The sequence below is a fragment of the Stenotrophomonas sp. YJH_SMC_131 genome, assembly GCF_059367975.1.
Window position 1 is genome coordinate 44,587 of record NZ_JCAFRJ010000001.1, and the last position, 18,019, is coordinate 62,605.

Sequence of the window (18,019 nt, forward strand, 5' to 3'; positions counted from 1 at the left end):
GCACGCTGCCATGACCGACCCGCGCCAGGCCCTGCGCCACGACCTGCGGCAACGCCGCCGCGACCTTTCCGCCGGTGAGCGCATCGCTGCCGCCGAATCCCTTGCCGATGCCCTGCTCGCCCTGCCGTTCACCCCACGCGAAGGCGCCGTGGCCGGCTACTGGGCGCTGGATGGCGAAATCGCCCTGCACCGCTGGCAGCTGCAACTGCCCGAAGGCCTCACCTACTGCCTGCCGGTGCTGGCCGGCGAGGTGCTGCGCTTCGCGCCGTGGCGGCCGGGGCAGGCGCTGACCAGCAACCGCTACGGCATTCCCGAACCGGACGTAGCGCTGGACGATACGCTGGAACCGGCGCAGATGGCGCTGGTGGTGGCCCCGCTGGTGGGCTTCGACGCACAGTGCCGGCGGCTGGGCATGGGGGGCGGCTGGTATGATCGCAGCTTCGCCTTCCGCCATGACCGGCCGGCGCCGCCCTGGCTGGTCGGTGCTGCGTTCGCGGTGCAGCAGGTCGAGTCCTTGCCGGTGGCGTCGTGGGACGTGCCGGTGGATGCGATCTGCACCGAAGACGGCACCCTGTTCCCCTCCGCTGCCCCCGTGAACGCATGACCGCCCGCAAGCGCTACTGGCTGATGAAGTCCGAACCGGACGCCTTCTCCATCGATGACCTGGCCAAGGTCAAGGTCGAACCCTGGAACGGGGTGCGCAACTACCAGGCGCGCAACTTCATGCGCGATGGCATGCAGGTGGGCGACGGCATCCTGTTCTACCACTCCAATACCAAGGTGCCGGGCATCGTCGGCCTGGCCACGGTGGCCAGCACCGCCTATCCGGACGACACCCAGTTCGATCCAAAATCCGACTACTACGACCCCAAGAGCACGCGCGAGAACCCGCGCTGGATGCTGGTGGACGTGGCCTTCGACCGCAAGCTGAAGCAGGTGATCGCGCTGGACGAGATCAAGCTGCACGCCGAGGAACTGGGCGAAGGCTTCCCGCTGGTTGCCAAGGGCAACCGCCTGTCGGTGTTCCCGGTGACCGCCGCGCAGTTGAAGCTGCTGCTGTCGCTGGAAAAGAAATCCTGATTCCCTGCCTGAGAGTTCTCCCATGTCCGAAGCCAAGCGCCTGGCCGCCGAGAAAGCCATCGAATACGTCGAAGACGGCATGATCGTCGGTGTCGGCACCGGTTCCACCGTGGCCTATTTCATCGATGCTCTGGCCCGCATCCAGCACCGCATCAAGGGCGCCGTGTCCAGCTCCGAGCAGAGCACCGCGCGCCTGAAGCAACACGGCATCGAAGTGATCGAGCTGAACCACAGCGGCAACCTGTCGCTGTACGTGGACGGCGCCGATGAGTGCGATCCGAACAAGTGCCTGATCAAGGGCGGCGGCGCCGCACTGACCCGCGAGAAGATCATCGCCGAGGCCAGCGAGCGCTTCATCTGCATCGTCGACCCGAGCAAGCAGGTGCCGGTGCTGGGCAGGTTCCCGCTGCCGGTGGAAGTGATCCCGATGGCGCGCAGCCTGGTCGCCCGCCAGATCCGCGACATGACCGGCGGCCAGCCGACCTGGCGCGAAGGCGTGGTCACCGACAATGGCAACCAGATCCTGGACATCCACAACCTGCAGATCACCGATCCGGAAAAGCTGGAGCGCGAGCTCAACCAACTGCCGGGCGTGGTCTGCGTGGGCCTGTTCGCGCGCCGTCGCGCCGACGTGGTGATCGTCGGCGGCGAGCCGCCGGTCGTGCTCTGACCCTTCCGAAGGATCCTGACGATGTCGCTGTTGCGTTCGCTGCTGATGCTTCCGCTGCTGGCCCTGGCCGGCTGTGCCACCGACGCGGCCCGCCATTGGGTCGAGCTGGATGGCGCCCGCTACCAGGTGGAGCTGGCCACCAACGATGAAACCCGCGCGCGCGGGCTGATGTTCCGCGACCAGATGGCGGCCGACCACGGCATGCTGTTCATCCACGACCGCGAAGAAATGCAGGCGTACTGGATGAAGAACACCAGGATCGCGCTGGACATCCTGTACTTCGACAGCCAGCGCAGGCTGGTCAGCCAGCAGCGCGACGTACCGCCGTGCTCGGCCGGCGACATGTGCCCGCCCTACCCCAGCGGTGGCCCGGCGCGCTACGTGCTGGAACTCAACGCCGGCCAGGCCGAGAAGCTGCAGTTGAAGGACGGCACGGAGCTGAAATTCGGCCCGGGCATCGAAAAGTAAGGTACGGCCGGGCTGCGCCCGGCACCCGCAGTAGTGCCGGCCGCTGGCCGGCAACCCTGCAGGGGTCAGATCCCTTTCGCACGCGAAAGGGATCTGACCCCTGCATTTTTCACGCGGCACCGCTTGAAACGGCCTGCGAATGACGCCAGTCTGTGGCCATGCAGGACCGGATCACACTCCCCGACTGGGATGCACTGGCCGACCTCGAAGACGAGGCGCTGCCACTGTTGCCGACCGCGCTGCTGATCGCGCGCGATGAATACCCCGATCTGCAGCCGTCGACCTACGATGCGCTGATCCAGAGCCATGTCGACCACCTCCGCTCGGAAGTGGAGAGCATCGACAACAGTCCATTGAAGATGGCGGCGATCAACCGCCACCTGTTCGACGAGCTGGGCTACAGCGGCGACCACGACGAGTATTACGACCCGCGCAACAGCTACCTCAACCAGGTATTCGAGCGCCGGCTGGGCAACCCGATCTCGCTGGCGCTGGTGCAGATGGAAGTCGCGCGGCGGCTGGGCATTCCGCTCGACGGCGTGTCCTTCCCCGGCCACTTCCTGGTGCGCCTGCCGGTGGACGACGGCGTGCTGGTGATGGACCCGTTCAATGGTGGTCGCCCGCTGGACGTGGACGAACTGCGCGAACGCGCCAAGTCACACCTGGGCGGGCAGATGCCCGACGACCAGGTGCTGGCGCAGATTCTGGACCCGGCGCCGGCGCGCGCGATCCTGATGCGTATGCTGCGCAACCTGCACGGCGTGTATGCCGAGGCCGGCGAATGGGACCGCGCCGCGCGCAGTGCCGACCGCCTGCTGAAGCTCGCCCCGGAGCAGGACGATGCGCTGCGTGACCGCGGCCTGGCCTACCTGCAACTGGAGTATCTGGCCGGTGCCCGCCACGATCTGGGGCAGTACCTGAAGCGCAACCCGGAAGCCAGTGATGCGCAGTGGCTGCGCGAGAAGCTGATCGACCTCGGCGGACCGATGCCGCGGCTGCATTGAGGGTGCCGGGGTGTGGACCAACAGTCCACACCTACCCTCATCAATCGACCTCGACCATCTCGAAATCGGCCTTGGTGACCCCGCAGTCCGGGCAGGTCCAGGTCTCCGGAATGTCCTCCCAGCGCGTCCCCGGCGCGATGCCCTCCTCCGGCAGGCCCTCCGCTTCGTTGTACAGGAAGCCGCAGACCACGCACATCCAGGTGCGCAAGGTGGTGGGGGTGGCATCGCTCATCGGATAATCAGGGCTGGATTCACGGGCCGCCATTGTCCCATCGCGGTCCACTCACCGGTAGCCATCGATGACTTCTGCTTCCCCGGCGCCCCGCGGCGTCTACCTGATCACCCCGGACGAGCCCGATACCGCACGCCTGCTGGCCCGTACCGCGCCGCTGCTGGCCGCTGGCGCCACCTGGCTGCAGTACCGCAACAAGACCGCCAGTGACGCGCTGCGGCGGGAGCAGGCCACCGCCCTGCAGGCGCTGTGCGCGGAACACGGCGTGCCGCTGATCGTCAACGACGACCCGGCGCTCGCCAAAGCCGTTGGCGCGGCGGGGGTGCACCTGGGCGGCACCGACGGTGACATCCCCAGCGCACGCGCCCTGCTCGGTGCCGAGGCCATCATCGGCGCCTCCTGCTACGACCAGCTTGCCAATGCAGAGAAGGCCGTGGCCGCCGGCGCCAGCTACGTGGCCTTCGGCGCGTTCTTCCCGACCACGACCAAGGTCACCAGCAGCCGCGCGCATACCGACCTGCTGCGGCAAAGCGCCGCACTGGGCGTGCCGCGGGTGGCGATCGGCGGCCTGACGCCGGACAATGTCGGTCCCATCATCGACGCCGGCGCCGATCTGGTCGCCGTGGTCAGCAGCGTGTTCGCCGCCGAAGACCCGGTCGCGACCCAGCGCGCCTACCTCGCCCAGTTCGCGTAACGCCCAGGAAAGCCCCATGAACCACGACCAGTCCCACGCCCTGTTCTCCCGCGCCCAGCAACTGCTGCCGGGCGGCGTCAATTCGCCGGTACGCGCGTTCAAATCGGTCGGTGGCGAACCGTTCTTCGTCGAGCGCGCCGACGGCGCCTACCTGTACGACGTCGACGGCAACCGCTACATCGACTACGTCGGTTCCTGGGGCCCGATGATCGTCGGCCACAACCACCCGGCCGTGCGCCAGGCGGTGAAGAAGGCGATCGACAACGGCCTGTCCTTCGGCGCGCCGTGCGCAGCCGAAGTGACCATGGCCGAGACCATCACCCGCCTGGTGCCGTCGTGCGAGATGGTGCGCATGGTCAACTCCGGCACCGAGGCCACGCTGTCGGCGATCCGCCTGGCGCGTGGTGCGACCGGCCGCAACCGCATCGTGAAGTTCGAAGGCTGCTATCACGGCCATGGCGACTCGTTCCTGGTCAAGGCCGGCAGCGGCATGCTGACCCTGGGCGTGCCGACCTCGCCGGGCGTCCCGGCCGGGCTGAGCGAACTGACCCTGACCCTGCCCTACAACGATTTCGAAGCGGCCACTGCGCTGTTCGCGCAGCAGGGTGACGACATTGCCGGCCTGATCATCGAGCCGGTGGTCGGCAACGCCAACTGCATCCCGCCGCGCGAGGGCTACCTGCAGCACCTGCGCGAACTGTGCACGAAGCATGGCGCGCTGCTGATCTTCGACGAGGTGATGACCGGCTTCCGCGTCGCCCTCGGCGGTGCGCAGGCGCACTACGGCATCACCCCGGACCTGACCACCTTCGGCAAGATCATTGGCGGCGGCATGCCGGTCGGGGCCTACGGTGGCCGCCGCGAGCTGATGCAGCAGATCGCCCCGGCCGGCCCGATCTACCAGGCAGGTACGCTGAGCGGCAACCCGGTGGCGATGGCCGCCGGTCTGGCGATGCTGGAACTGATCCAGCAGCCGGGCTTCCACGCCGACCTGGCCGAGCGCACCGCGCGCCTGTGTGCCGGCCTGGAAGCGGCCGCCGCCGAAGCCGGCGTGGCCGTGACCACCACCCGCGTGGGCGGGATGTTCGGGCTGTTCTTCACCAGCGAGAAGGTGGAGACCTATGCGCAGGCCACTGCCTGTGACATCCCGGCGTTCAACCGCTTCTTCCATGCGATGCTGGACCAGGGCGTGTTCCTGGCGCCGTCGGCGTACGAAGCCGGTTTCCTGTCCAGCGCGCACGACGATGCGGTGATCGAGGCCACCCTCGCCGCTGCACGCGTGGCGTTCAAGGCCACCAAGGGCTGATCGCAAAAAGGGGACGGAGGGGATTAAGTCGTTTGTGCACAAACGACTTAATCCCCTCCGTCCCCTTTTTTTCTAACCGAAGAGGAACTTGCCCTTCATCATCGCGAAGTGGCCGGGGAACGAACAGAAGAAGGTGTAGTCGCCACCTTTCTGCAGGCCCTGGGTAGAGAAACGCACGCGCGTGGTCTCGCCGCCGCCGATCACCTTGGTGTGCGCCAGCACGCGCTTGTCGGCCTTCGGCAGGTAGCTGTCAGCCAGGGTCATGCGCATGCCCGCCATCGCCACCGGCTGGTAATCAGCGCTGCGGGTCAGCACCCAGTTGTGGCCCATCGCGGTGACCGCCAGCTTGCCGGTATGGCGCAGGGTCAGGTCCACGGCGGTGCAATCAGCGGCAACCTTGATCTCGCGGCTGCTGAAGCTCATCTGGTCGGTGCTGTCGATGCTCACCGCACACACCCGCGCCATCGCCGACGGCGCCAGCATCAGCGCACCCAGTCCCACTGCCACCCTCCAAGCCTTCATCATTGCATCTCCTGCGGATTCAAGCGCCATTCTAGGCAGCCCCCTGCGGCGCCGTCTGCGACCGTCTGTCGCATGCCAGCTCCAGGGTTTCCCGCGCACTCATCGCAATGGCATGCTCAGCCGATGCGGATCGACCTGTTGCTGCTGGATGTGGATGGCGTGCTGGTGCAGTACCAGCGCGGGCAACGCGTGCTGCATCTGGCCCGGACACTGCAGGTTCCGACGCACGCCGTACAGGCCGCGCTGTACGACAGCGGGCTGGAAGCAGCGCATGACAATGGCACGCTGGATGGCCCGGCCTATCTGGCGCAGCTGGGAGAGCTTCTGGGCACGACTGTCGATGTGGCTGCATGGACCGCGGCGCGACGGGCCGCCAGCCATCCTCAGGCGGCCGTGTTGCAACGATTGCAGGCCCTGCAACTGCCAATCGCGGTGCTGACCAACAACGGCGCGCTGATGCAGCAGGCATTGCCCACCCTGCTGCCGGAACTGTTTCCTGCCCTGCAGGCGCGCGTGTTCTGCAGTGCGGATTTCGGCCTGCGCAAACCGGCGCCGGCGGTGTTTCTGCGCACGCTGGAAGCGCTGGGCGTGGCACCTTCGCGCACGCTGTTCGTCGATGACCTGTTCGCCAATGTGCGTGGCGCGCGCGCTGCCGGCCTGCACGCGGAAACCGTGCGCGATGGCCGGGGATTGGGCAAGGTGTTGAAGCGCTACCGGATTGCGTGAACCACTGTAGAGCCGAGCCCATGCTCGGCTGCTGTGGCCTGGCATCGCGATGAACCGAGCATGGGCTCGGCTCTACGGGCATTCCTCAGCAACGGGGTCAGAGCCCTCTCCGCAGGAGAGGGATCCGACCCCGGCATGATGGCCTCAGCGCGCGGCGATGAACGCGGCAATCGCCGCGCGCAGGCGCTTCAGGCCTTCGGCCACTTCTTCGTCGGTGATGTTCAGCGACGGCACGAAGCGCAGCACGTCCGGGCCGGCCTGCAGGGTCAGCAGGCCCTGCTCGGCGGCGTGGTCGAGGATCGCACCGGCCTGGCCGGCGAAGTCCTTGCTCAGCACCGTGCCCAGCATCAGGCCACGACCACGCACGTCGCTGAACACACCGAACTCGTCGTTGATGCGGGCGAAGCCATCGCGCAGCGCCTTGGACTGGCGACTGACGTTGGCGGCGATCTCCGCCGAGGCCAGCTTGCGCAGCGCCACGCGGGCCACCGCAGCAGCCAGCGGGTTGCCACCAAAGGTGGTGCCGTGCGCGCCGAACTGCATGGTCTCGGCCACCTTCGGGCCGGCCAGCATCGCGCCGATCGGGAAGCCGCCACCGAGTGCCTTGGCCAGGGTAACCATGTCCGGCACCACGTCGTCCTGCCAGTGCGCGAACAGCGTGCCGGTGCGGCCCATGCCGGCCTGGATCTCGTCCAGCACCAGCAGTGCGTTGTGCTGGTCGCACAGTTCGCGCACGCGCTTGAGGAAACCGGACTTGGCCGGCATCACGCCGCCCTCGCCCTGGATCGGCTCCAGCATCACCGCCGCCACGTCGCCGGCGGCCATCGCGGTTTCCAGCTGTACTTCATCGTTGAAATCGATGTAGCGGAAGCCGCCGGGCAGCGGCTCGTAGCCTTCCTGGTACTTCGGCTGGGCAGTGGCGGTCACCGCGCCCAGGGTGCGGCCGTGGAAACTGCCACGGAAGGTGATGATCACCCGCTTGTCGGCCGGGCGGCCCTGGCTGGAGGCCCACTTGCGGACCATCTTGATCGCCACTTCGTTGGCTTCGGCGCCGGAGTTGCACAGGAACACGCGCTCGGCGAAGCGGCTGGCCTTCACCAGCTCCTCGGCCAGGTGCAGCGGCGGTGCGCTGTAGAACACGTTGCTGGTGTGCCACAGCTTGCCGGCCTGCTCGACCAGTGCGGCCACCAGGTCCGGATCGTTGTGGCCCAGCCCGCACACGGCGATGCCGGCAGCCAGGTCGATGAACTCACGGCCCTGGCTGTCCCACACGCGGGCGCCCTGGCCTCGCTCCAGTACCACCTGACGGGGCTTGTAGACCGGCAGGTAATAGTGCGAAAGGGAGATCAGCGGATCGGTAGCGGCGGTCATGGCAGTCGGCAGGGTTCAGGAATCCCCATTCTCGCGCCGGAACCCCTGCGGCACAATGCGCCCATGCGACCGTTTTCTGCCCCCCAGCTGAACCCCGCCACCGAGACCGGCTGGCGCCGCCGGTGGTTCGACATCATCTACCGCCACGACTCGCGGCCCTCGCGCAATTTCGACCTGATCCTGGTAGTGGCGATCGTCGCCAGCATCCTGGTGGTGATGATCGACAGCGTGCAGCACCTGCATGCCGAATGGTCCACCGGCCTGTACATCCTGGAATGGGCTTTCACGATCATCTTCACCGCCGAGTACCTGCTGCGGCTGGCCGTGGTCAAGCGCCCGCTGCGTTACGCGGTGAGCATCTGGGGCATCATCGACCTGCTGTCGATCCTGCCCGCCTACCTGTCGATGTTCATTCCTGGCGCGCAGAGCCTGCTGGTGGTACGCGCGCTGCGCATCCTGCGCGTGTTCCGCATCCTCAAGCTGACCCGCTACATCGAGGAAAGCGGCGTGCTGATGACGTCGCTGTGGCGCAGCAGGCGCAAGGTGCTGGTGTTCCTGTTCACGGTGATCACCATCACCATCATCGCCGGCGCGCTGATGTACGTGATCGAGGGCCCCGAACACGGCTTCACCAACATCCCGGCCAGCATGTACTGGGCGGTGGTGACCATGGCCACGGTCGGCTTCGGCGACATCGTGCCGCAGACCGTGCTTGGCCGCTTCGTCACGTCGGTGCTGATCCTGATCGGCTACAGCATCATCGCCGTGCCCACCGGCATCTACACCGCGGAGCTGGCCAGCACCATGCGTGAAGCCGAGCTGGCCGCGCGCCGCGATGCGCGTGGCTGCCCGCACTGCGGGCTGGAAGGCCACGAGCCGGATGCACGGCATTGCCGCAAGTGCGGGGGTGAACTACCGGATGCATTCAGCCATTGAGGCACATGCCGGCCAGCGGCCGGCACTACCAAACCCGCAGGGTGCGTGCCGGGCGTGACCCGGCACTACCCCCGGTAGCTCCACGCCATGCGTGGATCCTCCTCAACGCATGCGGTTGCTGGTGGTCACCAGGTCGTTGTAGGCATCCAGGATCGTCGACTGCGCGCCCTCAGGATCGGTGGTGAGCCAGCTGCCCGACGCCTTGCGCTCGGCGGCCAACGCATCGGCGGTGATCGGCTTGCCCTGCTCCAGACGCTCGACACCGCGACCGGCGGTACGCACCAGCTTGTCGGCCGAACGCTGCACATGACCCCACATCGGGTCGTCCTTGCCGACACCACTGTTCTGGATTTCCGTCACCAGCGCCTGATAGTCGGCCAGCTGGCCGCGCAACGCCGCAACGTCCGGTGCGTCGCTCTGGAACGCCATCGCCAGCTGCTTGCCATCGCCGACAAGGCGCAGGTGGTAATAGGCCAGCGAGCGGCCTTCGCTTTCCTCGATCTGCTTCAGCTGGGCGGCGCGGCGATCGTTCTCGTTCTTTTCCAGCGCAGCATCCATCGCTTCGCTGGCCTTGAAGAAATCAGCATAGGCCTGCATCAGCGGGGTATGCTGGCTGCGCATCCCTTCGCCACCATCGCGACGATAGTCCTCGCGGGTGAAGTACCCATCGGCACGCTCGATCAGGGTGTTCAGTGCCTGGAATGCCCGCTGGTACTGTCGCGCTGGTGCATCCAGCGGCGTGGCAGGGGTCTTTGCCAGCGCATCGGTCAGCGGCTGGCCGCAATGGTCGACCCGGTGCGACAACAGCTTGCCGGGTGAACGCGGCTGCGCTTCCTTGCCGGTCGGGCCGGCCTCGGGATCCTTCATCCAGCCCGTATAGGTCTGGAAACCCTCGCGGATGGGCTGTTCGACGCCGTTGTAACACTCGATGTAGGCGTTCACCTTCCCCAGCCCGGGGTCGGCGACCGCCAGCCCCGCCGGGTTGTTGCAGCCGGCCAGCGCGCCAAGCAGGAGAACGGGAATCAGGCGTGTGGATGCGTTCAAATCAGTTCCTTGCACCAGTGAAAACTGCAGGCATCTTCATGCATGGCGCGGGCGCGCGCTCCAGCACCTCGGGAAGGTGCTGGCATTCGGGGCTGCGGGGCGCGTCATGTCGCAATCATCCTGCTCGATCGCGACAAAAATAACGTTGAGCTTCGCTACTGGCGGTTGCTCTGGAAAACCAGCGCGTTGTATTCCTGCATCAGCTTGTTGGCGGAGCCACGCGGCGCCATCGAGGGCGAATCCAGCATGCGTCGTTCGAAATCGCTGTAAGGCTTTTTCTCGCTGACGCGCTGCAGCCGCTCCTTGCCTTCGCGACGGAAGTTCTCGGCTTCACGCTCGAAGCTGTTCCAGTCCAGCTTGCCCGGCTCCTGATCAGCCACCTTCGCATGCGCTTCGTCGGAAATGCGGTTGAACGCATCCAGGCGCTCGCGCGCCTTGGCCTGATCGAAGTCATCCTCACTCATCAGATCCATGATGGCCTTGGCTTCCAGCATCATTGCCAGACGGTAGTACTCGCGCGTGCGTCCCTCGGCCTGTTCCAATACCTTGAGCTGCTCGCGCTGGGCGGCGTCGTTCTGGCGCTCCAGCTCGGCGTTGAACGTTTCGCTGGCAGTCACGAACTCCTTGAAGGCGGCCATCAAGGGCGCGTGCAGCTGCTTTCCCTTGGCGAACTGGTCGTCTTCGTAGTCCTGGCGATCGTAATAGTCGTGCGCGTCCTTGCTGAGCGGCACCAGTGCCTTCAGCGCCTGCTGGTAATGGCCAGCAGCGGCATCGAGCTCAGCCAGCGCCGGCTTGGCAGCCATCGCCTCGGTCACGGGGCCATCGCACTGCTTCATGTCGTAATCGCTGATCTCGAACGGACCGTACACCTGGGTCTCGCGCCCGCTCGGGCCGGCCTCGACGTCCTTGATCCAGCGCGTATAGGACTCGATGCTGCCGTGGGTCTTCGAATCAAGCGTGTTGAAGCAGCCGATGTAGGCGTTGAGCTTGGCGGTCAACTGCTGCTGTGCGTCGGACGGCGCCGCGCTGGCGTCGGGCGTGCTGGAAGGGCCGGCGTCGCCAGTGGTTGCCGGTGCCTTGCCGCCGCAGGCAGCCAGGACAATCGACAGCGAAGCGGCCAGCGCCGCGACGGAAAGAGTGCGTGACATGGGTTCACGTCCTTGTTGAAAACGATTACAGCCGCGCATTCTAGCGCAGCAGGCCGAAGGTCGCAGCCCTCGGCCTCTGCCGGCGACGCGCGATCACTCCAGGAACAGATCCGGCAACAACGGACGCGATGGATCCACCGCATAGCCGGACAGATCGGTGATACCCGCCTGTGCCAGCACGTCATCGTCGATCAGGAACTGGCCGTGGAAACCCGCCGCCTCGCGCACCAGCACCGCGTGCGCAGCATCGGCCATGATCTGCGGCGTGCGGCAGCCGGCCGCATCGACGCCCGGAATCATGTTGATCGCATCGGTGGCGATCACCGTGCGCGGCCACAGCGCGTTCACCGCCACACCCTGCGGGCCGAATTCCGCGGCCAGGCCGAGCGTGACGAAGCTCATGCCCATCTTCGCCAGCGTGTAGCCGGTATGCGCGCCCCACCACTTCGGTTCCAGGCTCGGCGGCGGCGCGAGAGTGAGGATGTGCGGGTTCGGCGCCTGCAGCAGGTACGGCAGGCAGGCCTGCGCGCACAGGAAGCTGCCGCGCGAATTGACCTGCTGCATCAGGTCGAAGCGCTTCATCGGCGTATCCAGCGTGCCACGCAGCCAGATCGCGCTGGCATTGTTGACCAGGATGTCGATGCCACCGAAGGTGTCGACCGTGGCCGCAACCGCCGCATGCACCTGCTCTTCCTCGCGGATGTCGCACTTCAGGGCCAGGCCCTGCCCGCCTGCCGCCGTCACCGCTTCGGCCGCGGTATGGATGGTGCCCGGCAGCTTCGGATTCGGCACCGACGACTTGGCCGCAATGGCCACGTTGGCGCCGTCGCGCGCAGCGCGCAGTGCGATGGCCAGGCCGATGCCACGCGAGGCACCGGTGATGAAAAGCGTTTTGCCCTGCAGACTGCCCACGTCCCACACTCCAGCGTATGCAATGAGCCGCTAGTATGCCGCGCCGACGTGGAGTTCACCCGGCCTTGACGATACTTGGGCCTCCAGACAACGCACGAGGTCCACGCCATGCGCCGTTCCCGCCTGTTGCTGCCTGCCCTGGGGCTTGCCCTGCTGACCGCCTGCCAGGGCCGTTCGCCGGAACCGGGCAAGGAGCCACCTGCCGGTGACACGCCCAGCGCGGAGAAGGCCGCCGCCGACGGCAAGCTGCGCTGGAGCGAGGCCGTGGTGTGGGATGGCGACCTCAACGCCTGCCGCCAGGGCGAGAACGCCGCCACGCGTGATTGCCTGCGCGATGCGATGCGCGCCGGCGGCGCCAGCGCCGATGCGATCACCGCCGCCGAACAGCTGTCCACCGGGGGCGAGCTGGCCTACGTGACGGCCTGGCACGAGAACGAAGGCCTGGGCATTGCGACGGTCGAGTATCCGTTCCGCGCCAACACCAACGAGGGCACCCGCCTGGTCGACGCCACCGGCAAGCGCATCGATGTGGATGCCGTGCAGCTGGACGACACCCTGCGTGCCGACCCCGCCGTGCAGGCCCTGCTGAAGGACCACCCGCAGGCCACGCCGTTCGCACCGGCGCAGTCGGCCGGGGCCACGCCGCTGGAGAACGGCGGCGTCCGCCTGCTGTACCGCACGCCGCTGCGCGACTGCCACGCCTGCCCGGATGTGGGCCAGCTGCAGATCGCCTACGACTTCGATGCCAAGCGCAACTTCATTGGCCAGCAGGTGGTGCCGGCGACGCCGTAAGGTCACCCGCCTCTGTAGAGCCGAGCCATGCTCGGCTCTACATTTCCATTCCTGGTACAGCACTTCCACGCCATCACCACGGGCAAGACGTCTCACCTGATCCAACGTATCCACCGCCATGACGGAGTACGTGACCTCCACACCGGAGTGCAGGCGTCCTTCGGCAGTGTCCTCATCAGTCTCTACTGATATCAGCTTGCGGATTCCGGCGCATCGATAGAGGGACGGTCTACCGTCTTCACCCATCAGGCGGCCGCTCGGATCCTCATACCCGCGAGCAAGCGCGTTTGCATTCTCAAGAGCGCGCTCGCCGTTATCGGCACTGATCAGGTACACGTTCTCATGCACCAGGAACGAGTCCTGCCCTTGGCTCTCGTAATAGAGGATGGCGTGTGTGCAGTCCCACATGCATTACCTCAACAGCACTCTGGTCAATCAACCTCATCGACCTTTGATATGCGCGATATGAAAGGCGCCCTCAGTTCGCCCACGCAGGCACCGTTCACTGCCCCCCCGCGCAATACATCCCCTGGACCATGACAAAGTACAGGCCTGGCTCGATGCCACGCACGGAGTCCTCGTACTCCGCGCCACTCAGATCGACCGCGGTACATCCCCTATGAAGTCGATTCTGCGTAGCGTATCGGCGGAGGGGCCGAGGGCATCACTGCTCCCACCCTCATGGAGCAGGTAGCCGAACGCAGCAACGTGCCCGCCATCATAGCCGCCCGAGTTCGCAAGAAGCGCCTGCAGCGGTGTCCGGCAGGACTGCACATCATTGGGCGACCCACTCATTCCTTGGCAGATGCCTGGATGCTTGTCTCTGGCAAAGGCGGGAACCAGACCCGTCCCACCCGCTGCCAGCAGCAGGGATATACCAAGTGCTCTATTCAAACCGTTGCACGTCGACCACTTTCCGTTGTGATGGGCAGACCCCTTTGACAGCCATCAGCCACCGACGGATTGATGACCATATGACCCTTCAGAGCTGAGCCGACTCTCGATCACCGATCTGACATAGGCAGCCCTCGCTGTGCCAGACCCGGAGTACTCAGCCAGGAGCTCCATCGCCTCAGACCTCATCTCAGCGCCGCCAGTGGCCACGAACACAGAAAATGCTGGCTCCAGGTAGCCAGCTGCCTCACAGATGAACCGCTTGCGTTCATCAAGCGGGAAATCGATGGCGTAGTCCGCCCACTCGATGTAGCGCTTCCAGAACGCTGGCGCCGCGCGCTGCTGATCCTGCTGATCCTCCATCCGCATCAGCAGGGATAGCTGATCAGCGCACGCGTCCACAACGTCCCCAGGCAAGTCCAATGCGGCGACGCGCCCGGGATCAACGGCCTGCCAACAGAACACCATGAAGTCGGCGACGAACGCCGCATCGCTTCGTTCAAGCATCAAGCGCTGATACATCGCAAGCGCTTCCGCGACATCCACTGGCTCTTCGAGGCTGGCATTCCGCACATTGCCCTTGTCGTCACCAGAATCCTTCTTCGCCACCTCATGCATAGCAGACCAAGCTCTCGATCTGCGGAGATATCAGCTCGGCACCGTCCCAGCGGATGATCTCCAGCTCCAGCAGACGGCCACTTGCGTCCGCATGAAGAATCGGCGTGAGTTCAGCACCATCTGCGTCCTGCATCTGCAGCTCGACGGGATATGCGTGCTGCCCTTGATACGGCGGACGCTCATATCCAGAAATGACGAATCCCACCCGAGCTCCACCCAGACTGGTTTCCACAGCGCTTGCGGAAGCCAGGTCGGCTTGAAGCTGCGAAGCAGAGGCCGCAGGCAGACAGACTGCCACAGCTTCAATCAGCGCTCTTTCAACGCTGGAAACGGTACGCATTGGGTTGCTCATTTCGTTCTGTTGCCAGCTTCCAAACTCAGCGACGCCATCTACCCCTCAAGGCATCAACAGAATACGACAACAGCGGCCTAGCTAGGCCATGCCCGACGAGGCCGACTGCGGAACACGCATGTCGGCATTGGCCCGACTACACGGCCGAGCGATCGCCGAAAACGCTGTGCCTTACATTACGCTGCAAAGATCACTGCAGAGTGGCCAGTAGCGCTATTCGCGTGTGCCACCGCCAATTGCGACATTTTGATGCGCCGTCGTCAGTACTTTTGCGCAAGTGCGTCTTCCCGCGTCGCGTGAGGCCTGGGGGTCGCATGCAACAATAGCGCCACGCTCTCGAATCACGCGTTCTCTTTGCAATGTTCAATTGGAATTCGAGGCGAAGACGTAACCACCATGGCGCGCCACCGATAACGGGTGGCCGGGCGTCCAAACCCGAGATGAAGTTCGCGCTAGTTGTTTACGCTTGCCCGCCGGTATCACCAATACGTGGTGCCGGCGGGCAATCCGTTGGCCTCTATGGCGGGCGGTGCGTGGGGGCTTTCGGGCCCGCCGGTCAATGGCGCTACTTCATCCCGGTTTGGAACCCGCACCGTCCGCCACCTCGCTCTGCGCGGTGGCGCTGCCCAGCATTGCCACGGAAGCCATCGCCATGAATGAATCCGACGCGTTCTCCTCGTACGTTGCCACCGCCACCAATGACGGCACTCAACGTCCAGACCTCAGTACCTTCTTCGGTATCCTCAAATACCTCCGCGCTGGCGAGGCCGCCGACGGCCATCCATGGTCGGAGCACGACCTCTCTCCTGGCCGTGGCATCAGTCTGGCGCGCACCGAGCGCGCGCTGGTTGGGCTGCAGACCGTGTTGGAAATGCTGCACGCCGCCGAGCGCTGCCGCGTGGCGGCGCAGCCGGAGCAACACCTCGACGAGGGCGTTGTTGAAGGCATGTTCCTGGCCTGCCGCGGCTTGGCGGAATGGGCCTGCCATGAGATCCGGCCGGAGTGATGGCCCGGTCGAGCCGGGCTATGCCCGGCCGTACGGACACTATTCGCGATCTGCCGGGGGATCGCAAACCTGGCCGACTTGGGCAGTCGGCAAGATTCCACCGGAGTAGACGATGATGCAGTCGTCGTACTCTGCGCAAAAACCGCGCATGTCTGTGAGCGTCCGCAATCGCTCCGTCTTGAACTCCGCAAATCGTCCACCCAGCACCTGTGCGGGTACGACACCATCACCCACAATGATCTGCTGTGAGCGCTCAAATGTGGCCTAGATACGATAATGCCACTCTTCAATCTACGGCTCCCGCTGGCCCGCAACCTTGGAGAAAAATATGGCTGAGCCATACTTGTCTACAGACATCAAGCTCGCTGAGCCCTGTAATCAGTCGCGCCGAAGCGATCTCGTACAGGGCTTGCTCCATGCCCGGACCTTTGAAGGTGTAGCACTGATGCAGCAAGTGGATGTACGGCGTCGTTTCCACTGAGTGCGGCGGCCACCCACCCGCCAGGGCCGGTGGTAGGGCATGTAGCACGACTAAATCTCAGCCAGCAGCACCTTCCACTGAAGTACCTGCTCGAGTTGGACAAGGATACCTTGAGCCGGGTTCGCTCGCGTCTACCCCGGCCCTAGCATCACCAAATGTCTGCGACGTGGATAGCTTATCAACCTGTGCTTCGAGTTTCTCTCAGGTTGCAGACCAACGACTGGCAATTCCGACGCAGCTGTTCATAGCATCCCTCCATCACTCCAATGCCTTTTATTAAAGAACGAGACATACAAATCTACTGATCAGTCAATCGGCAACTGAGGCTTATCCCCGGGCAGTTCCTGCAGCCAGTAGTGTCGACCAATCACTTCAAGCTGCCCCAGCCCTCCATTTCCGGACCCTGCCCCCGGGGAATACAATCCCGCAACTGTCACCGTAGAATCAGCGCGCACCAGCCGCTTGAAACGCTTCTTCTCCGGCAAAGGAATTGCAAGAGCCACCCCCCCCTTCCCACCGGTATAAATGTACGCATCCCTGGAGGGGAACAAATAGGGCAATCCACCTATGTAAGCAACGTACCCCGAAACTTCGACGTACACGGAATCGCGACGATTCCGAAGGTCCTGAAATAGCAGCGTGCAGACACGAATAGGCTTGCCATCGCCGTCAACTTCTGAAACCGCGTAGCATTTGGCATGGTTCTCACGCACCTCAGCCATAGCACCACATGAAACAAGCAAGAGAAGGAAGGCGACCCCCCGTTCAATGATCACTGTAATAGGCCTCATTCAGGTACGATTTTCCACCGGACTCCAGATAGCTACTTGCCTTCCACTCCACCACCCTACCATTTGACAATGAAACAATGACGCTTTGATCGAACTTTCCATTATGGACCCATCCATTAGCCTTCCTATACTGACCAATGACATAGTTCAGGTCATTTCTACTGAACAGATTCGTACCCGGATGCGAGTGAACATACCCAGCAGTTATTGAATAGGGACTTGGCCCAGACGAAAAATCAGGATCAACCGAGTTCCGCAGGCCGTCACTGGTAGCGCTACCGATAACAATGCCATCCTTGCCATAGAACATTCTGGACGCTATTTCGGCGTCGAATCTATCTGCGATTCTACGAACGCGCTCGTGCCACGCTCTCCCGGCAGCCCCAGCCGTCTTGAACTCCTTCCCCCGTATTGAGCCTATTGCGCTATTGGCAGCCGCGGTCGCTGCTTTTCCCACAACCTGAGCTTGCTGTTCTGATCGCTCACTCCGCTCCCCATTGACCATTACCGCTCCACCACTGGCTCCCTGCTCCAGAGCACACGTTGTGTCCTTTCCGCACGCGCGACGTCCGTCGGGATCAATGAATTTATACGGGCCACTACTGGCATACCAGTATCGATTGAATGCCGAAAGCGGGCTGCCATATGCAGTTATCGGATCTACAGACTGGAATCGACCCATCTCAGGATCATAGTACCGCTGCTGCATGTACGTCAGACCCGTCGCCGAGTCCGACACATGCCCGGTGAACCCAGGCCGATCGCCCTTCGCGCCACCTACAACCGCACCATAGGGCTCATACACCGTGCGCTCGATGATCGCGCCGTTGGCATCAGAGATGGCGACCGGGGACCCCAGTGCGTCGGTATGCACATACTGGACGATCTCCTGCGCCGAGGCACTCACCGTCCCCAGCAACATTCCCGACAGGACAGCGACACCAACCAGAATCTTCTTGATCTTCATTTTCA

21 protein-coding genes are annotated in these 18,019 nt (G+C 64.4%); 11 read left to right on the forward strand and 10 right to left on the reverse strand.

Going from position 1 to position 18,019, the window contains the following annotated elements:
* Nucleotides 1-10: 10 nt before the first annotated feature.
* The 5 genes from AC5P56_RS00185 (at nucleotide 11) to AC5P56_RS00205 (ending at nucleotide 3,222) form a co-directional block, all read left to right on the forward strand.
* The gene (locus AC5P56_RS00185; protein WP_014648289.1) at nucleotides 11-604 is read left to right on the forward strand and encodes a 5-formyltetrahydrofolate cyclo-ligase; all 594 of its coding nucleotides are present in this window, start codon (nucleotides 11-13) and stop codon (nucleotides 602-604) included.
* Nucleotides 601-1,080 (forward strand): EVE domain-containing protein, encoded by a 480-nt coding sequence (locus tag AC5P56_RS00190; protein ID WP_495231378.1) that lies wholly within the window; start codon nucleotides 601-603, stop codon nucleotides 1,078-1,080. Before AC5P56_RS00185 ends, AC5P56_RS00190 begins: the two co-directional genes overlap by 4 nt.
* Nucleotides 1,081-1,102: 22 nt before the next feature.
* Nucleotides 1,103-1,750, forward strand: coding sequence for a ribose-5-phosphate isomerase RpiA (rpiA, locus tag AC5P56_RS00195; RefSeq protein WP_014648291.1), 648 nt, complete (start codon nucleotides 1,103-1,105; stop codon nucleotides 1,748-1,750).
* Between the two features lie 21 nt (nucleotides 1,751-1,771).
* Entirely contained in the window at nucleotides 1,772-2,218 is a 447-nt protein-coding gene (locus AC5P56_RS00200; RefSeq protein WP_014648292.1) for a DUF192 domain-containing protein, read from the forward strand.
* Nucleotides 2,219-2,376: 158 nt separating this feature from the next.
* Nucleotides 2,377-3,222 (forward strand): SirB1 family protein, encoded by an 846-nt coding sequence (locus tag AC5P56_RS00205; protein ID WP_024957828.1) that lies wholly within the window; start codon nucleotides 2,377-2,379, stop codon nucleotides 3,220-3,222.
* A 40-nt stretch (nucleotides 3,223-3,262) separates the two neighbouring features.
* Here AC5P56_RS00205 and AC5P56_RS00210 read toward each other — a convergent pair whose 3' ends face one another.
* A complete protein-coding gene (locus AC5P56_RS00210; protein WP_075076014.1) occupies nucleotides 3,263-3,487 on the reverse strand; it encodes a rubredoxin in 225 nt (74 codons plus the stop codon).
* A 34-nt stretch (nucleotides 3,488-3,521) separates the two neighbouring features.
* On the opposite strand from AC5P56_RS00210, the gene thiE reads away from it, so the two are divergent.
* Both thiE and hemL read left to right on the forward strand, forming a co-directional pair.
* Nucleotides 3,522-4,148: a thiamine phosphate synthase gene (gene thiE, locus AC5P56_RS00215; RefSeq protein ID WP_046432341.1), complete on the forward strand. Its 627-nt coding sequence runs from the start codon at nucleotides 3,522-3,524 to the stop codon at nucleotides 4,146-4,148.
* 16 nt (nucleotides 4,149-4,164) lie between these two features.
* Nucleotides 4,165-5,454, forward strand: coding sequence for a glutamate-1-semialdehyde 2,1-aminomutase (hemL, locus tag AC5P56_RS00220; RefSeq protein ID WP_495231379.1), 1,290 nt, complete (start codon nucleotides 4,165-4,167; stop codon nucleotides 5,452-5,454).
* A gap of 72 nt (nucleotides 5,455-5,526) precedes the next feature.
* On the opposite strand, the gene azu is transcribed toward hemL, so the two are convergent.
* A complete protein-coding gene (gene azu / locus AC5P56_RS00225; RefSeq protein ID WP_032956045.1) occupies nucleotides 5,527-5,976 on the reverse strand; it encodes an azurin in 450 nt (149 codons plus the stop codon).
* Between the two features lie 123 nt (nucleotides 5,977-6,099).
* Between azu and AC5P56_RS00230 the strand changes: the two genes are divergently transcribed.
* A complete protein-coding gene (locus AC5P56_RS00230) occupies nucleotides 6,100-6,702 on the forward strand; it encodes an HAD-IA family hydrolase (RefSeq protein WP_014648298.1) in 603 nt (200 codons plus the stop codon).
* A gap of 144 nt (nucleotides 6,703-6,846) precedes the next feature.
* Here AC5P56_RS00230 and AC5P56_RS00235 read toward each other — a convergent pair whose 3' ends face one another.
* Nucleotides 6,847-8,073: an acetylornithine transaminase gene (locus AC5P56_RS00235; protein ID WP_180835287.1), complete on the reverse strand. Its 1,227-nt coding sequence runs from the start codon at nucleotides 8,071-8,073 to the stop codon at nucleotides 6,847-6,849.
* 63 nt (nucleotides 8,074-8,136) lie between these two features.
* Here AC5P56_RS00235 and AC5P56_RS00240 point away from each other — a divergent pair, with 63 nt between their 5' ends.
* Nucleotides 8,137-9,009, forward strand: a complete 873-nt coding sequence (locus AC5P56_RS00240; RefSeq protein WP_014648300.1) for an ion transporter — start codon at nucleotides 8,137-8,139, stop codon at nucleotides 9,007-9,009.
* A gap of 102 nt (nucleotides 9,010-9,111) precedes the next feature.
* Here the strand turns inward: AC5P56_RS00240 and AC5P56_RS00245 are convergent, their stop codons facing one another.
* The 3 genes from AC5P56_RS00245 to AC5P56_RS00255 form a co-directional block, all read right to left on the reverse strand.
* Nucleotides 9,112-10,053: a YiiG family protein gene (locus AC5P56_RS00245; RefSeq protein WP_046432346.1), complete on the reverse strand. Its 942-nt coding sequence runs from the start codon at nucleotides 10,051-10,053 to the stop codon at nucleotides 9,112-9,114.
* 155 nt (nucleotides 10,054-10,208) lie between these two features.
* A complete protein-coding gene (locus tag AC5P56_RS00250; protein WP_241887083.1) occupies nucleotides 10,209-11,201 on the reverse strand; it encodes a YiiG family protein in 993 nt (330 codons plus the stop codon).
* Nucleotides 11,202-11,294: 93 nt separating this feature from the next.
* Entirely contained in the window at nucleotides 11,295-12,113 is an 819-nt protein-coding gene (locus tag AC5P56_RS00255; RefSeq protein ID WP_014648303.1) for an SDR family oxidoreductase, read from the reverse strand.
* A 108-nt stretch (nucleotides 12,114-12,221) separates the two neighbouring features.
* On the opposite strand from AC5P56_RS00255, the gene AC5P56_RS00260 reads away from it, so the two are divergent.
* Nucleotides 12,222-12,905, forward strand: a complete 684-nt coding sequence (locus AC5P56_RS00260; protein ID WP_032956036.1) for a hypothetical protein — start codon at nucleotides 12,222-12,224, stop codon at nucleotides 12,903-12,905.
* 948 nt (nucleotides 12,906-13,853) lie between these two features.
* Here the strand turns inward: AC5P56_RS00260 and AC5P56_RS00265 are convergent.
* Nucleotides 13,854-14,408 (reverse strand): hypothetical protein, encoded by a 555-nt coding sequence (locus AC5P56_RS00265; RefSeq protein WP_288496533.1) that lies wholly within the window; start codon nucleotides 14,406-14,408, stop codon nucleotides 13,854-13,856.
* Nucleotide 14,409: 1 nt separating this feature from the next.
* Entirely contained in the window at nucleotides 14,410-14,757 is a 348-nt protein-coding gene (locus AC5P56_RS00270; RefSeq protein ID WP_241887085.1) for a DUF6984 family protein, read from the reverse strand.
* 664 nt (nucleotides 14,758-15,421) lie between these two features.
* Here AC5P56_RS00270 and AC5P56_RS00275 point away from each other — a divergent pair.
* Complete coding sequence (locus tag AC5P56_RS00275) at nucleotides 15,422-15,775, forward strand: hypothetical protein (RefSeq protein ID WP_241887086.1); 354 nt, start codon at nucleotides 15,422-15,424, stop codon at nucleotides 15,773-15,775.
* 786 nt (nucleotides 15,776-16,561) lie between these two features.
* On the opposite strand, the gene AC5P56_RS00280 is transcribed toward AC5P56_RS00275, so the two are convergent.
* Complete coding sequence (locus AC5P56_RS00280; protein WP_241887087.1) at nucleotides 16,562-16,978, reverse strand: hypothetical protein; 417 nt, start codon at nucleotides 16,976-16,978, stop codon at nucleotides 16,562-16,564.
* Nucleotides 16,979-17,021: 43 nt separating this feature from the next.
* Nucleotides 17,022-18,014, reverse strand: a complete 993-nt coding sequence (locus AC5P56_RS00285) for an RHS repeat domain-containing protein (RefSeq protein ID WP_288496534.1) — start codon at nucleotides 18,012-18,014, stop codon at nucleotides 17,022-17,024.
* Nucleotides 18,015-18,019: the final 5 nt, after the last annotated feature.